The sequence below is a fragment of the Clostridium sp. 19966 genome, assembly GCF_032335695.1.
Lineage (GTDB): Bacteria > Bacillota > Clostridia > Clostridiales > Clostridiaceae > JACTOJ01.
In genome coordinates, this window is the sequence record NZ_JACTOJ010000036.1 from 12,839 (window position 1) to 27,849 (window position 15,011).

The following is a 15,011-nucleotide window of genomic DNA, read 5'->3' on the forward strand; positions in this document are numbered from 1 at the left end:
ATAATCCCATTTAAATTATATTAATCCACTTAAAATCTAAAGGAGGCTTATTATGATTCCAAATGCATTACCCTATCTTAATCTGCAGGCTACAGGCTTCAACATAAAAAATTTGCGTAAAAAAAACGGCTATACCGTTCGTGATCTTCAAAACATCTTTAGATTCAATGAACCTCAATCCATCTACAAATGGCAGCGTGGCGAATGTCTTCCAACTGTTGAAAATCTACTAGTATTAAGCCGTTTATTTAATATTTCTATTGAGGGCATCCTCGTTTATGACGAGGTGCCTTTTCATTTAATTGAAATCCTATTAATTTATCATTAAAGATTATACCTGAGCAATTCCTCTTATCTCACTCAAATCTTTTATTCCTTCTTTTTTCAAGAAATCTTCCATTTCTTTTATTATATCCACGCATACATCAGGCTTTCCAAAATTAGCAGTACCAACCTGCACCGCCTCAGCTCCAGCCATGATGAACTCTATAGCATCGATTCCTGTCATTATGCCACCCAAGCCTATAATTGGCACCTCTACAGCTTTTGCCACATCATAGACCATTCTTAGTGCAATAGGCTTCACTGCTGGGCCTGAAAGTCCTGCTGATACATTGTTAAACACAGGTTTTCTCTTTCTTACGTCGATGGCCATAGCTTTTATTGTATTTATTAATGATAGAGAATCCGCTCCTGCCTTGCAGCACTGCTCTGCCATATCCACTATATCCTCTGCATTAGGTGAAAGTTTAACTATTAGCGGCTTCTTGCATGCACTTTTAACCTCTTTAACTATTTCATAGGCAACCTCTCCTTTTATTCCAAAGGACATACCTCCGCATTTTACATTAGGACAGGATATGTTAAGCTCTATCATGTCTACATTGGTATCATTTAATAATGCCACACCTTCCACGTACTCCTCTATATTAGCCCCGCCCACATTAGCTATTATATTTGTATTAAGACCTTCCATAAAAGGAAGTTCTTCTTTTATAAAATCTCTTATTCCAGGATTTTGAAGGCCCACGCTGTTTAGCATGCCTCCTCTAGTTTCAACCACTCTAATTCCGTCATTTCCCTGTCTTTTATTTAAAGTTAATCCCTTTGTGCTTATGCCTCCAAGTAAACCAACATCGTAAAAATCATTGTATTCCCTGCCAAAGCCAAAGGTACCAGAAGCAGCGATAACAGGATTCTTGAAATCAACCTTGCATATTTCAGTTTTTAACATAATCTACACCTCATTCTATATCCAGCTCATCGCCGTCAAATACTGGACCATCCTTACAGGTTCTCTTGTTACCTTTCTTGGTCTTGCAAGTGCATACAAGGCAAGCTCCAACTCCACAAGCCATATGCTTTTCCATGGATACATAAACCTTAGTTCCAGCTTCTCTGCAAAGTTTAACCACTTTATTCATCATTATCTCAGGTCCGCAGCAAAGAACCACATCATATTTTGCTGCATCAAAAATATCCGTTACATAGCCCTTGCTTCCTTCGCTTCCATCCTCGGTTGCTACATGAACCTTATTTACATAGCTTTCCAATTCCTCAAGGCCGTATGTAAAGCTTCTAAAGCCAGCAAACACATCCACCTTTTCAGCTTTTATTTTCTTGCTAAGCTCCACCATTGGTGCAATGCCTATACCTCCAGCCACCAATGCTACTCTTCCCTTAGCTTTTTCTGCATCAAAACCATTTCCAAGGGGTCCTATAGCAGAAACCTTGTCTCCTGCTCCAAGCTTAGTGAATATTTCCGTACCTACACCTACCGCAGCATAAAGGAATACTAATTTATTATCCTGTACTTCACATATACTTATAGGTCTTCCCAGCAGCGGTTCTATGTCCCAAGCCTTAAGCATATAAAATTGTCCTGGAACGATTGTTAAATCAGCTTTATCCTTAGCTACTATAAGCTTATAAACATTTCCAGCTAAAATTTCATTTTCTACTACCTGGCAAGTAAAGCTCTGTGGCATTATTTACTCTCTCCTCTCAATTTACAGCATGCAGCCTTTATATCTTCACGCATTCTTATTGCTTCTTCTCTGGCATAAACATCAAATTTTCTTTCTGCCTCTTCTTTACCTTTGTAAGCCAGCAATATACCCCTTGAAGAGTTTACCACTCCTCCATTACTCTCCTTAAGATAAAGCGCCACATCTTCTGCTTTTCCTCCTTGAGCACCATAACCAGGTATTAGGAAAAATGTAGCACCTAGCTTGTTTCTAAGCTCTATACCTTCTTCCACATGAGTGCATCCTACTACTCCACCTATGGAGCTAAAGCCGCATTCTCCCATATACTCCTTACCTAAATTCTGAAGTTTTTCACCAACTATATCATATATTCTATTTCCATTATCAGAAGCTATATACTGAATATCCTCAGCTCCCTTATTAGAGGTTCTAACTAAGGCAAATATTCCTTTTTCTTCATTTTTAATATATGGAAGATAGGGTTCTATACTGTCCATTCCCATATAGGGACTCAAGGTTACAAAATCGCTTTCAAAATCTCCCGTAAAGTGAGCCTTTGCATACATTTCAGCGGTTTTTGCGATATCTCCGCGCTTAATATCAGCTATAGTTATAAGCTTGTTATCTCTAAGGTACTTTAAAGTGTCTCTATAAGCTAGCATTCCATCAATTCCGTAAGCTTCATAATAAGCTATCTGAACCTTATAGCAGGACACCACATCTAAAGTGGCATCTATTATTTTCTTATTAAAATTGAATAAGGCAGCCTGAGTGCTATCAAAGCCTTCTAAATATTCCTTTGGTATATATTCCAAAGCTGTATCCAAACCTAAGCATACATGTCCTTTTTCTTCTACACTTTTAAATAATTTATCTATAATCATATGAAATCCTCCAATTATTTTTTGTATACAATATTTCCAGCCCTAAAGGTATAGAGAATCTCTCCAAAAACCTTTCTGCCATTAAACGGAGTATTTTTTCCCTTAGACTCAAATTTATTGGAGTCTATCTCATATTCTTTATCTATATCCACAAGTACCAAATCAGCTTCACAGCCTATTTCGATTCTTCCTCTATTCTTTTTCATAAGTTCTGCAGGTCTTTTAGACATAAGCTCAGAAAGCTTATTAAGGTTTATAAGCCCATTTTTTACTAGGGAAGTATAACATATGGAGAAGGAAGTCTCTATTCCGCTTATACCAGGTGCCCCCTTCTTTTTATCTTCTTCAGAATGAGGCGCATGATCTGTTGCTATACAATCCACATAACCCCTTTGAATTGCATATACAAGAAAATCTACGTCTTCTTTTGATCTTATAGGAGGATTTACTCTATAAGTTTCATCCACAAGAGCCAAATGGTGCGGAGTTACCTCACAGCTTATATTACTTCCTCTATCCTTGCTTTCTATTACATACCTCATAGCTTCCTTAGTACTTACATGAGCAAGGTGAAGCCTGCAGCCCGTATATTCTGCTAAGGTTATATCTCTCCAAGTCATAGTATTTTCTGCAAGTCTCATATCAACGCTGCTGAATTCAGGACTTTCCGCATGAGATATTATTGTAAGTCCGAGCTCCCTAGCCTTAGTCATTGCATTCATCATAACCTTGCTGTCTGAAACGCCCTTGCCATCATCGGATAAAAATATCACTCCATCCTTATCCTCTGGCTTTAGCTCATCAAGATGACTAATATCTTTTCCACTAAAATTTTTAGTTATGGATATAAGCTGATTTAAATCTGCTAAACCAAATTGCTTTGCTTTATCTCTTACATAATTTACCGTATCCATACTGCTGCAGATAGGATTTGTGTTTGCCATAAGATTTACTGTAGTGTAACCGCCTCTTACAGCCGCCTTAGAGCCTGTTTCTATATCTTCCTTGTAAGTAAGACCAGGATCTCTAAAATGGGCATGCAAATCTACGAAAGAAGGCATGAGCACATATCCTCTTCCGTCTATAGCCTCTACAGGCTTATTTATTTCCATAGCAAGCTCTGCTATTATTCCGTCACGAATAAGTATATCCCCTACAAAATCACTCTTATGATCTACTATTCTTGCTCCTTTTATAATAAGTTCCATATCCTTGCCTCCTATAGATCTTCAAATTTTCTTATGTCATCACAGTACTCGCATCTGTATTCCCTGTTTTCTCTATTTACAAGATGAAAAACATGAGGAATACCTTTTTCTACAGAGGTCACGCATCTAGGATTTTTGCAGGTTATAACATTTTCTACCTGCTCTGGCAGCTCCAATTTTATTTTATCTATTATTCTTTCCTGCTCTATTATGTTTATAGTTATATTAGGATCTATAAGTCCTAATACATTTAAATCTATAAATAATTCGTTATCTATCTTAATTATATCTTTTCTGCCAAGCTTTGAACTTGGTGCATTCATGATGAGAGCTACAGAAAAGTCTGCTTTCTCAAGTTTTAGATAATTAAATATCTTAACTCCAAGTCCAGCTGTTATATGATCTATAACAATACCTCTTTTAATGCTGTTTATAGTAACCATATTCTTCTCCTCCTATAAATCTCCTAATAACTTTGCCATAAGTGCCATTCTAACATACATACCATTCTGAGCCTGCTTAAAATAGTATGCCCTAGGATCTTTATCTACCTCTATGGAAATCTCATTTACTCTAGGCAGCGGATGAAGAACTATCATATCTTTCTTGGCAAGACGCATTTTTTCTGAATCCAGTATATAACTGTCCTTAAGCCTTATGTAGTCTTCTTCATTAAAGAAACGCTCTCTTTGAACTCTGGTCATATAAAGTATATCTAATTTGTCCATTACATCTTCCATTTTTTCTGCTTCTATAAACTCTATATTATTTTTAATTAAAACTTCTTTCTTTATATAATCTGGTAATTTTAATTCCTGTGGTGATATCAAAACAAATTTCACATTTGTATATCTAGACATGGCTTTTATGAGTGAATGTACTGTTCTTCCAAATTTTAAGTCTCCGCACAAACCAATGGTTAAATCGCTTAATTTTCCTTTAACTCTCCTTATGGTAAGCAAATCTGTAAGAGTTTGAGTAGGATGCTGATGTCCTCCGTCTCCTGCATTAATTACAGGAATGCTTGAATACATGGCTGCAACCTTAGGAGCCCCTTCTTTAGGATGTCTCATAACTGTTATATCTGCATAGCAGCTTACTACTCTTATGGTATCAGCAATGCTCTCTCCTTTTGACACGGAACTGGAATTAGGTTCAGAAAATCCAATAACATTCCCTCCCAACCTCAGCATAGCAGCTTCAAAGCTGAATCGAGTTCTTGTACTTGGTTCATAGAATAATGTGGCAAGTATTCTGCCATCACAGACATGTGCATATTTTTTAGGATTATCTATAATATCGTCAGCAACATTGAATATTTCGTCAAGCTCCTGAGCAGTCAAATCCATTGGGTCAATCAAACTTTTTCCTTTTAACATATGTCCTCCCTCTCCTTCTTAACCTCGCTGGGTTAAATTTAAAGGTAAAGAGCCATAACACAGAACATATCATCTATTTCTTGGCGAAATAAAAGCCTTCCAATTTATAGGAAGGCACAGCTATCTCATCAAAATATTTATTCTGCAAATATATGACTTCCTTACTGATCTCTCTGGATCAACTTAAAGGTTCACTTTTCGTATTATGATAGCACATATACTTTTAGCTGTCAATATCCATATTTTAATTTACTTTAAGCAATAAAAACACTATTAAATTATTCATTTTAGTTGTATAATATATTTGTTTTATAACGGATTTTTATAGAAATACATAGAATTTTTTTATGAGGAGGTAATCTCATGAATGTTGAATCTATCGTTGTAATAGTTATTATGACTGTCTTCGTTGTTGGTGGACTATATCTTAACATAGTATCCGGAAAAGCAACTGAAAAATTAAAAGAAGATTTAAAACAAAAATAATACCTGTATACTTTTTCTAAAGAGTCATGAATTTTTAGTCATGACTCTTTTTATTTGCAACATATGTTCCGTAAAGGATCGCACATTTTTAGCAAGGACTTTATGTTAACTAAGTATAGGTTTTCATAACAGTCTATAAAAAAATTAATATTTGATAATATTTCCATTATATTATATAATGTGTTAAAAAGGAGGTAGTAGAATGAAAAGTGATTTGTATATACAGTTTAATGGAAATGAAATTTGTGAATCAGAAATCATAAAAAAAGTAAAAGAAGTGTGGGTATCTGAAGGTAATAAAATCAAAGAGCTCAAGAACTTATCTGTTTATTTTAAGGTAGAAGATAAAACTGCTTATTGCGTAATAAATGAAGATAAAAGCATATCAATACCCTTATAAAAAGGTGGACATGCATTTTTATACTTTACAGTAACTGCATAAGCGATGATTCGGTACTTCCTTAATAATTGTAACAAATCTCTTCGTGAATCACCGCTTAAATTTTTTAATTATTACTTCACCTCTGAAATTATTCTATATCATCAAAAATCACAGGAATAAGTGTTTTCATTTCTTTAAGCAATGGAATAGTTATTTCTCTCATTTGAGGATGCGCCGCCAGTTCAGTTCTAAGCTTAAAAAAGTGTCTCCATTCTCTTAGATTCATAGTTACAACTATCTCTGTTTTAAGAGAATTAGGTAAAACTGCTCTAGCTATCTGTGCCGTTGCACCTAGTTCAATCATTTTCATATAATGTCTTTCCGCATCTTCCATAGCTTTTGTCCATTCATCTAGAATCTCATTTATTATTTCCGGTGTCAATTCTTTCATTTTAGTATCTAATTTTATTCCATCTTCTATGCTTATAACATTGATCTCTTTTCCGAATTTATCATTATTATAATTGCAATATCTTGTGCTTTCCTGCGCGAAGGAAGCTAATCTGTGTCTCACTATTTCATGAGATACTCCTCTATCGCATATAAATCTTACCGTAATAGAATTATGTTCAATTACAGCCTCATGTCCATGCTTTATAAGAGAAGCTACAAATTTGTGTGCTGATTCATCAGTTATTCTATCTTCACTCTTATAGCAAGTTCTTCCCACTTTTTCTATCTGCTTTAATACTTCTTGTCCATCTATTTCGCTTTCAATTATAAATCCTGGTTTTATACTAATCATTTTGCTCTCTCCTTCATTTATCTAGCAATAATACGCCAGTAATAATATAAATAAATTAAATTCTTATATTATATTAACATATTAAACATGAAATATGTACAAAAAGAAAATGGCTGGGATATCTATCCAGCCACACAAAATACAAATCTATATTTTATAATAAAGGGGGTTTATTTACTCTACAATATCATTATATATCATATTTATTACAAATAAATGTATAAAGTAAATATAATTTGTTAACTATTTTTTATTAAGCTCTGTTTTAAAGCAGTGTCGATTTTTACACTGCTTTAAAACATTCCTTTAGTTCGTAAGGCTATAAAATGGGTAGACAATTATAATAAAGCAACCTTTAGAGTTTCAGATCGATTAAATCCTATACCAACATTCTTTTAAAACATAGCCTAAACATTCAATAACTTATTCCAAGTATTAATTCCTACTATTCCATCCACTGCTAGTCCATTATTGCTTTGAAATTTTTTTACCGCATTTAAAGTTACAATTCCAAAGCTTCCATCTACACCATAGGGTTCTAAGCTATATCCCTTGCATACCAATAAAGCCTGCATTAACCAAGTTATATTTCCACTAGCACCGCTTCTTAAGCTTACCAATGCAGCTAAGGTTTTTGGACCTACTATACCATCCAATACAAGTTTTGCTCCATATTGCTTATTCAATTCTGTTTGAAGCCCTATTACCACTGCTTTAAAGGTTTCTGATCCAAAGATATTATCCACAGCAATATTTAATCCATATCTATTATTTAGTATAAATTGAATTTCTCTTACGGATATATTCGTACTTGATGAACTGTTTCCGCCTGAATTATTAGACGTTCTAGCTATCAACACATCGTTTGTGAATTCGTTCATGTCCACATTTCCCTCAATACCAGCTACATTTCCAGAAGATGAGTATTGAAATCCAGCCCAATTTTGCCATATGGAATTATTAGCAGGAGCATTCACACCATAATTGGCCACCCACAACGGTACATCCTTTAAAACATCTGTTAAATTTGTGTCTATAAAATTTGTATAAGTGTAAATTATACAGGGCTTATTAGTGATTCTACTAACTTCATCAATAAATGTTTTAGCTAGATTAGACAAAGTATTTTTATCTAATCCTTCAGTGGTCTCCACATCTAAAGCATATTTACAATCAGGTTCCAAATCCTTTATGCTGTTAATAAAAAATTGTGCTTGAGCTTTAGCGTTCGCCTCATCCTTAGCTCTAAAAAAGTGATAAAATCCTACTAGCAAGCCATTTGCTTTTGCCTGAGTATAATTTTGCTTTGCTTTAGAATCTGTGAAAGTTACTCCTTCTGTAGCTTTTACATAGACAATTTGAATTCCGCTGGACTTAACTTGGCTGAAATCAATATCCCTTTGCCAATTTGACACATCTATGCCTCTAAAATTATTTGCACTTCTTACTTGCATAAATACGGGTACCTCCTATCTTTTTTAACTTAAGCTAATAATATATGATTTTATATCCTATTATATTAATATGCAGAACGGCATAATAACTTTCTAACATAATCTTATTTTAGAGTAAAACTTCTATTTTTATTTCATGTATTGAACAAAAAATGATGTTAATTTAGCCATAATTCCCTAAATCAACATCATTTTCTTTTGTGCTTACACTATAAATATTTATTATCTTCCAGGTTTATAATCCCCAGGCTTCACATTAAAACTTATATTTTTACCATCAGAGGTACATACAATAGTTCCACTTTCATCAGTTCTATAAACTGTAACATTTTTATTTTTTAGCTTATTCATAGTTTCTTTGTGCGGGTGACCATAATCATTACCTTTTCCGCAGCTTATAACCGCATATTTAGGATTAACCTTCTCTAAGAACTCCTTAGAGGTAGAAGTGCTGCTTCCATGGTGACCAACCTTTAATACATCTGCAGAAAGGTCGAGTCCGGCTTTTATCATATCCGCTTCATTAGAAGCCTCTGAATCTCCTGTAAAAAGGAATTTATTTTCTCCAAAAGTAATCTTGATAGCTATGGAATAAGTATTTAAATTTTCTTTATCTGAATTGATAGGTCCCAAAACCTTGCAATCAGCATCCCCAAGCTTAAAATTATCACCAACCTTGGGCTGAGAAGCCGTTAACCCATTTTTCTTTATAGCACTTACAGTATCCTTAAATGTTTTTGTATTAGCAGTTATTTTAGGCATATAAAGATTATTTATTTTATATTTATTTATTATCGCATCGGCCCCACCTATATGATCTTCGTGAGGATGTGTTAATATAAGATAATCTAATTTATCTATCTTCTCATCCTGAAGATATTTTAAAAGTCTATCTGTAGATTCATTAGTACCTGTATCAATAAGCATGTTAGCGGTTCCCTGCTGAATGAGAATAGAGTCCCCCTGTCCTACATCTATATAATGAACCTTAAGCTTTTCTCCGCTGCTTACTTCTCCCATAGTCTGCTTTGAACTATTAATATTATAACTGCTGCAAGCAGACATAAATAAAATACAGGCAATTATAATAAAAGCAAATAATTTTTTATATCTAAAATCTAGTAAATTCTTGAATGTTTTCATCCCGCACCTCGATATATCAGTATAAATTATATTTTAACCCCAGTGAATATAATTTGCAAACTGAAGAAACTAGAATTTATCAGTAATCTGAAAAACTCTAGTTTCTATATCATTAACTATATGCTATACCACAAAGCCAGATGTAATCTGATTTAGCTTCTGCGACATATTAGCTAAATTTTCTGCTGTTTCTTTTATATCATTCATAGTTTCAACTTGGCTGTGAAGACTTGTACTTATATTCTCAGTCCCTGCTGCTATTTCATTGGAGGTTGCTGCTACATTACTAATAGCCTTCTCCATCTCTTTAGTACTTTCAGCTTGCTGTTCATTTGCAGTATCAATATACTCAATTTCGTTTACTATATTCTGTATGTTCTCTATTATCTGCTTCATGCTTTCCCCAACTTCAGAAGCCTTGCTAACTCCAATAGCTACTTTATTTCCTACCTCGTTAGCAGAATTAACCGCTGAGGAAGATTTTAACTGATTTTCCCTAACTAGATCGGATATTTCTTTAGCCGCCTTATTGCTTTCATCAGCCAGCTTTCTAATTTCCTCAGCTACCACATTAAAGCCTTTTCCCGCTTCCCCTGCACGTGCAGCCTCAATTGCAGCATTCAGCGCAAGCAGATTTGTCTGCTCAGATATAGAAGTTATTATATCTATTATTTCCCCTATCCTCTTAGAAGAATCATCTAAATCATTTATTATTGAATAAATCTCATTGGTGGATTTCTCAATGTCTGTAATTGAAGCAACTACTTCTGATATCTTAACCTCTCCAAGCTCGGCAGTTTCTTTCGCTTTTTTACTATTATTAGAGGTATTTCTGCTAGCTACTAAAGTTGCTTCTGAGAATTTAGATGCTTCAGCAAGACTTGCTGTAATCTCCTCTGAAACAGCAGCCTCATCTGCAGTACCAGCAGACATTTCTACTACAGTATTTGATATATTTTCTAAAGCCTCACTTGAAGCCGCAGCTGCATCATTAAGCTTTATGGTAGAAGAGGAAATTGTATTAGTTGATTCTGCCACATCGCTTATTATAGATTGAAGCTTAGCTATGAAAGAGTCAAAGCTATCGCTAAGGGTACCTATTTCATCCTTGCTTACATATCCTATTCTTTGTGTCAAATCTCCATTGCTTTCTGATATTTCTTTAAGTTTACTTGTTACTTTTTTAACTGGAACAACTATAGATCTTATTATTATAAAGGATAAAACAAGAGCTACTCCTGCAGCTATGCCTATAATCAAGAAGGTTTCAAAGATGGCATATCTAAATATAGATTTACTATCGTTATATGTTTGTTTAGCAGCTGCAACTTGTTTATTAATTATCTTGTCTAAATCTTCATTTACCTTAGTTTTAGCAGAATCAAAAGTATCCATTTCATTATGATCACTTTTATTTTGAGTCCCTGAAGGAGGCGTTCCACCAGACTGCTGTGTATTTTTTTCAGTTTGCATAGTTTCTGCATTCTCTAAGAATGAGTCTTTAGCTGTTATAAAGGTATTATAATCTGTAATAACTTGCTTAAAGTCACTATTATTCTTATATTTTTCTAATATTTTACCTGTTTCTGTTACTTTACTCGCAATATTCTGTTTTATAGTATTTTTAGTGGTATCATCAGAGGCTTGAAAAAGAGCATTTCCTTGTGATCTTATGTATTCTACATCATTCTTTACATCCTCTAAATTTAAAATAGGCACCATTCTTTCATTATTTAATTCATTGGCTTTAGAATTTACACTCGATATAGCACTTATGGACATAGCACCCATTATACTTATGATGATTATGAATGCAAGTGACAATGATGCAATTTTTTTAGATAATGTTATGTTTCTTATTAACTTCATGTTATCCCTCCGTGTCATCTGTTGTTTCTTAATTTTCTATCACAAAATTCCATTTATAATCTTTAAAAATTAACCTATAGGAAGATAGTACCAAATAATTGTGTTAGCTATATCAAAGGATTGTGTGAAATTTGTGTGATATTATTCTTCAATAAAGTCAACTAATGCCTTATTAAATTCATCCTTCTGATCGTAAAAAACACCATGACCGCTAAATTCAAACACCATCAGCTTAGAATTCTCTATTTCCTGTTTTTGAATTTCTCCTAGTTTAAAGTGACATACCTCATCATGTATGCCATGACAAATCAATGTAGGAACAGTTATTTTTTTTAAATCATTGAAAAGTTCTTCTTCTCCTAGCCAAGTATGAGCTATTGATGCTGTAGCCCATCCACTGGCTTCTAAGCCTAACTTAAAGAACCAATCTGAAAAAGCTTCAGTTATATGCTTAAAGAAAAATTTATTTCCAAAATCTCTAAGCATTTTAGGTCTATCCACATAAGTTCCCTTTATTATATTAATAACCTCTTCTCTTTGCAGTCCGTATGGAAAATAAGGCCTTTGTATAAGACTTGGAGCTGCTGCTGCAATTAATACGAGCTTATCTACGCCATACTCCTTATGCTTTGCCATATACCTTATTGCTATGGCACCACCAGTGGAGTGTCCTGCCAATACAAAATTTTTTAATTCTAACTCTTCAACTACGCGCTTAACATCGTCTGATAATCTATCATAGCTGTATCCGCTAAAAGGTTTATCTGATTTTCCAAATCCTCTTTGATCAATTCCTATACATCTATACCCCATTTGAGGAAGCTTATCAAACTGATATTCAAAAAGTTCATGGCTTCCTGGCCACCCATGAAGAAAAAGTACTGTTTTATCACCTTTTGGATTTATATCTTCCAAATAAAGTTTTACATCCGAATCAACCTTAACATAATATCCCACTTAAATACCTCAACCAATAAAATTTTTTCATTATATTTTATTCATTTCTAATAAAATGGTGCTAAAAATATTTATTTAATTTGTATGGCATGTTTTAATAAAGATGGCATTACGTTTTCTACGTTTTGAGATTCCTTATATTTCAAAAATAAAGGCTCTTTATAATGCCATCTATATTTCTTTTTTGTGCTTAATTATTTATCCACAGTTTTTATAAAATTGTGGTATTCGTTAAGCACTTGATCAAGTTCTTGACTTACTTTTAAAACTTCAGGATCTATTAAATTTCCTTTGTCTAAAAGCAATTCTGTCATATGATTTCTTGTTTCTTCAATTAACAAAAGCAACTTATCATATTTAGACATAATATCCCCCCTTCCAAATAACATAATATCTTATTTTAGGGAATATTAGCTAAGCAACTTTAAAAACCAATATAAATAACACAAAAAAACCGAAAATTCTTTTTTGAATAATCGGTTTTTACATTTTATTTTTTATTTTAATATATATCTGAAAGCTCTAATATAATATGATTATTTTTGGTATCTAGCTTTTTTCTTAATATATTTTTTTGATTTATTTTTCTAACAGGAAGTGTAAAATAAAAAATACTTCCTTTTCCTATTTTACTTTCCACTCCTATTTTTCCTCCATGGAGTTCCACTATGGCTTTACTTAAGCTTAATCCCATGCCACTTCCTTCAGCACTCCTTGATAAAGACTTGTCCACTTGTTTGAATCTATCAAAAATAATATGTATATCATCTTTGGTAATTCCTATACCGCTATCTTCAACAGATATCTTAAGAAAGTCATTTCCATCTTTGACTGTCACAAATATCTTATTACTTTTATCAGAAAACTTTATAGCGTTGGATATAAGATTAAGTATTACTCTTTCAATTTCCTCTAAATCAAAAGCAATAAATTTTTCCTCCACATCTGTATCAAAAATAATGCTCAATTCTTTATATTTAACGTAATCCATTACCGATATTACTACTTTTTCAACCACCTCCACTATATTATTATTTGATAAATTTAATTTAAAGTATCCAGATTCTATTTTTGAACTATCAACAATATTATTGATAAGTCTTGACAATCTGAAAGAATTTATTTTCATAGAACGTATATACTTTTGAATAATTTCTTTTTTTTCATCCAATGATCCTCTTATACAATATAATTCAAATAATTGTATTGTTGAATAAATAACATTTAGCGGAGTCTTGAGCTCATGAGAAATGTTAGTAATGAATTCTTCCTGCGAATCTAATGACTTCTGTAACCTTCTGTCAATTTTACTTTCTTTTTTACTTATTTTATTACATCTTCGTTTTAAAGATATAATTGATATGAAAACCGTAACAAACCCAAATATGGTTGTGATATGTTTTAACACTATATACATTTCATTGATTTTTTCATTGCTACTGCCTATTGTTCTATCAATTTTTAAAATCATCAAGTTATAATCTTTTCTAAGTACATCTATTAAATTTTTCATATAATAAAAATTAGATTTAGCTTCATCAAAGTTGCCGTTATTATCCAATTCAATTTCATTATCGAAAAGCTTTTTAATTGAATTTGTTTCACTTTTTATTTCATTAAGAATATTATTATCTATTCCTTCAGTAGAAAGTTCATTCATGTTATCAAAATAACTCTGTATCTGCATAGAAGTTGAATAATAAGAATCCAAAAATTTCTTATCTTTTGAAATTGTATATGCTCTTATTCCTATTTCTTGATTTATTATTGAGGTTAATAATTCTTCATACATCACTTTAGCTGGGAACATTTTCTTAATAACTAAATTTGATTCTTTATATGTAATGTTTATGCTATAAATATTAGCTGAAACTATTGATATTAATAAAAATATTATTATAATACATTCTAATATACTTGCTCTAATCTTCATATTGCCTGGCATTTGAATATTCCTCATTTCAAAATAAAACTATGTATTGCAATCTATCTGAAAATATTAGTACTAATTCACAATAATTATGTGTTACTTATCTTTTCCTGAAACAACACATTCACCCTTACTGCAATTACATATTATCATTATATGAAGAAATATTGTATTAGAAAATAACCCTAATTTATTACATTTTATATAATAAATAGAAATGATTATACTATTATGGTTGAAATAATACAAATTAATATGTTGTTATAAGTATTATCTTTAAAAAATTTATAGAAATTTTAGTTATTTTTATTGCTGTTTAAAAGTCATCTCCTGTTACATTTATGTACTTTATATTTATAGTTAAAACTAAAAAAAGCTACTAAGAATTAACTTAGTAGCTTTTAACCTGGCAACGTCCTACCCTCCCACCCAGTCACCCGGGCAGTACTCTCGGCGATACAGCGTTTAACCATCGTGTTCGGAATGGGAACGGGTGTAGCAGCTGTTCCATAATCACCAGATAAGA

Annotated in this window: 16 protein-coding genes and 1 rRNA gene; 3 read left to right on the plus strand and 14 right to left on the minus strand. The window is 32.7% G+C overall.

All coding sequences use genetic code 11. The annotated features are described in order from the left end of the window. Positions 1 to 52 precede the first annotated feature (52 nt). On the plus strand, positions 53 to 328 hold the full coding sequence (locus IAI10_RS22375) for a helix-turn-helix transcriptional regulator (RefSeq protein WP_315675542.1): 276 nt from the start codon (positions 53 to 55) through the stop codon (positions 326 to 328). 3 nt (positions 329 to 331) lie between these two features. On the opposite strand, the gene IAI10_RS22380 is transcribed toward IAI10_RS22375, so the two are convergent. The 6 genes from IAI10_RS22380 to pyrB are packed head-to-tail and all read right to left on the minus strand — an operon-like array spanning position 332 to position 5,459. Continuing rightward, positions 332 to 1,234, minus strand: coding sequence for a dihydroorotate dehydrogenase (locus IAI10_RS22380; protein WP_315675543.1), 903 nt, complete (start codon positions 1,232 to 1,234; stop codon positions 332 to 334). Positions 1,235 to 1,244: 10 nt separating this feature from the next. Next, the gene (locus tag IAI10_RS22385; RefSeq protein ID WP_315675544.1) at positions 1,245 to 1,988 is read right to left on the minus strand and encodes a dihydroorotate dehydrogenase electron transfer subunit; all 744 of its coding nucleotides are present in this window, start codon (positions 1,986 to 1,988) and stop codon (positions 1,245 to 1,247) included. Next, positions 1,988 to 2,872 (minus strand): orotidine-5'-phosphate decarboxylase, encoded by an 885-nt coding sequence (gene pyrF, locus IAI10_RS22390; protein WP_315675545.1) that lies wholly within the window; start codon positions 2,870 to 2,872, stop codon positions 1,988 to 1,990. Before pyrF ends, IAI10_RS22385 begins: the two co-directional genes overlap by 1 nt. 14 nt (positions 2,873 to 2,886) lie before the next feature. Continuing rightward, a complete protein-coding gene (locus tag IAI10_RS22395; RefSeq protein WP_315675546.1) occupies positions 2,887 to 4,080 on the minus strand; it encodes a dihydroorotase in 1,194 nt (397 codons plus the stop codon). 11 nt (positions 4,081 to 4,091) lie between these two features. Beyond that, the gene (locus tag IAI10_RS22400) at positions 4,092 to 4,523 is read right to left on the minus strand and encodes an aspartate carbamoyltransferase regulatory subunit (protein ID WP_315675547.1); all 432 of its coding nucleotides are present in this window, start codon (positions 4,521 to 4,523) and stop codon (positions 4,092 to 4,094) included. 12 nt (positions 4,524 to 4,535) lie between these two features. After that, positions 4,536 to 5,459 (minus strand): aspartate carbamoyltransferase, encoded by a 924-nt coding sequence (gene pyrB / locus IAI10_RS22405; RefSeq protein WP_315675548.1) that lies wholly within the window; start codon positions 5,457 to 5,459, stop codon positions 4,536 to 4,538. A gap of 363 nt (positions 5,460 to 5,822) precedes the next feature. On the opposite strand from pyrB, the gene IAI10_RS22410 reads away from it, so the two are divergent. Both IAI10_RS22410 and IAI10_RS22415 read left to right on the plus strand, forming a co-directional pair. Continuing rightward, the gene (locus IAI10_RS22410) at positions 5,823 to 5,945 is read left to right on the plus strand and encodes a hypothetical protein (RefSeq protein WP_315675549.1); all 123 of its coding nucleotides are present in this window, start codon (positions 5,823 to 5,825) and stop codon (positions 5,943 to 5,945) included. 202 nt (positions 5,946 to 6,147) lie between these two features. Continuing rightward, positions 6,148 to 6,345, plus strand: a complete 198-nt coding sequence (locus tag IAI10_RS22415) for a DUF6465 family protein (RefSeq protein WP_315675550.1) — start codon at positions 6,148 to 6,150, stop codon at positions 6,343 to 6,345. A gap of 130 nt (positions 6,346 to 6,475) precedes the next feature. Here IAI10_RS22415 and thyX read toward each other — a convergent pair whose 3' ends face one another. The 8 genes from thyX to rrf form a co-directional block, all read right to left on the minus strand. Then, positions 6,476 to 7,132, minus strand: a complete 657-nt coding sequence (gene thyX, locus IAI10_RS22420; RefSeq protein ID WP_315675551.1) for an FAD-dependent thymidylate synthase — start codon at positions 7,130 to 7,132, stop codon at positions 6,476 to 6,478. A 407-nt stretch (positions 7,133 to 7,539) separates the two neighbouring features. Continuing rightward, positions 7,540 to 8,586, minus strand: coding sequence for a GH25 family lysozyme (locus tag IAI10_RS22425; protein WP_315675552.1), 1,047 nt, complete (start codon positions 8,584 to 8,586; stop codon positions 7,540 to 7,542). 222 nt (positions 8,587 to 8,808) lie between these two features. Continuing rightward, positions 8,809 to 9,729 carry a ComEC/Rec2 family competence protein gene (locus IAI10_RS22430; RefSeq protein ID WP_315675553.1) on the minus strand — a complete coding sequence of 307 codons (921 nt, stop codon included), beginning with the start codon at positions 9,727 to 9,729 and terminating at the stop codon, positions 8,809 to 8,811. A gap of 123 nt (positions 9,730 to 9,852) precedes the next feature. Next, positions 9,853 to 11,598 (minus strand): HAMP domain-containing methyl-accepting chemotaxis protein, encoded by a 1,746-nt coding sequence (locus IAI10_RS22435; protein WP_315675554.1) that lies wholly within the window; start codon positions 11,596 to 11,598, stop codon positions 9,853 to 9,855. Positions 11,599 to 11,739: 141 nt separating this feature from the next. Then, complete coding sequence (locus IAI10_RS22440; RefSeq protein ID WP_315675555.1) at positions 11,740 to 12,555, minus strand: alpha/beta hydrolase; 816 nt, start codon at positions 12,553 to 12,555, stop codon at positions 11,740 to 11,742. A gap of 194 nt (positions 12,556 to 12,749) precedes the next feature. Further along, positions 12,750 to 12,920, minus strand: a complete 171-nt coding sequence (locus IAI10_RS22445) for an aspartyl-phosphate phosphatase Spo0E family protein (RefSeq protein ID WP_315675556.1) — start codon at positions 12,918 to 12,920, stop codon at positions 12,750 to 12,752. A 137-nt stretch (positions 12,921 to 13,057) separates the two neighbouring features. Continuing rightward, positions 13,058 to 14,500, minus strand: a complete 1,443-nt coding sequence (locus IAI10_RS22450; RefSeq protein WP_315675557.1) for an ATP-binding protein — start codon at positions 14,498 to 14,500, stop codon at positions 13,058 to 13,060. 389 nt (positions 14,501 to 14,889) lie between these two features. Beyond that, a 5S ribosomal RNA gene (rrf, locus tag IAI10_RS22455) occupies positions 14,890 to 15,006 on the minus strand. Between the last annotated feature and the right edge of the window lie 5 nt (positions 15,007 to 15,011).

Bases quoted from the DNA above. Each gene is read 5' to 3' on its own strand.
- IAI10_RS22375 (WP_315675542.1), top strand. From the start codon at position 53: ATGATTCCAAATGCATTACCCTATCTTAATCTGCAGGCTACAGGCTTC.
- IAI10_RS22380 (WP_315675543.1), bottom strand. From the start codon at position 1,234: ATGTTAAAAACTGAAATATGCAAGGTTGATTTCAAGAATCCTGTTATC.
- IAI10_RS22385 (WP_315675544.1), bottom strand. From the start codon at position 1,988: ATGCCACAGAGCTTTACTTGCCAGGTAGTAGAAAATGAAATTTTAGCT.
- pyrF (WP_315675545.1), bottom strand. From the start codon at position 2,872: ATGATTATAGATAAATTATTTAAAAGTGTAGAAGAAAAAGGACATGTA.
- IAI10_RS22395 (WP_315675546.1), bottom strand. From the start codon at position 4,080: ATGGAACTTATTATAAAAGGAGCAAGAATAGTAGATCATAAGAGTGAT.
- IAI10_RS22400 (WP_315675547.1), bottom strand. From the start codon at position 4,523: ATGGTTACTATAAACAGCATTAAAAGAGGTATTGTTATAGATCATATA.
- pyrB (WP_315675548.1), bottom strand. From the start codon at position 5,459: ATGTTAAAAGGAAAAAGTTTGATTGACCCAATGGATTTGACTGCTCAG.
- IAI10_RS22410 (WP_315675549.1), top strand. From the start codon at position 5,823: ATGAATGTTGAATCTATCGTTGTAATAGTTATTATGACTGTCTTCGTT.
- IAI10_RS22415 (WP_315675550.1), top strand. From the start codon at position 6,148: ATGAAAAGTGATTTGTATATACAGTTTAATGGAAATGAAATTTGTGAA.
- thyX (WP_315675551.1), bottom strand. From the start codon at position 7,132: ATGATTAGTATAAAACCAGGATTTATAATTGAAAGCGAAATAGATGGA.
- IAI10_RS22425 (WP_315675552.1), bottom strand. From the start codon at position 8,586: ATGCAAGTAAGAAGTGCAAATAATTTTAGAGGCATAGATGTGTCAAAT.
- IAI10_RS22430 (WP_315675553.1), bottom strand. From the start codon at position 9,729: ATGAAAACATTCAAGAATTTACTAGATTTTAGATATAAAAAATTATTT.
- IAI10_RS22435 (WP_315675554.1), bottom strand. From the start codon at position 11,598: ATGAAGTTAATAAGAAACATAACATTATCTAAAAAAATTGCATCATTG.
- IAI10_RS22445 (WP_315675556.1), bottom strand. From the start codon at position 12,920: ATGTCTAAATATGATAAGTTGCTTTTGTTAATTGAAGAAACAAGAAAT.
- IAI10_RS22450 (WP_315675557.1), bottom strand. From the start codon at position 14,500: ATGCCAGGCAATATGAAGATTAGAGCAAGTATATTAGAATGTATTATA.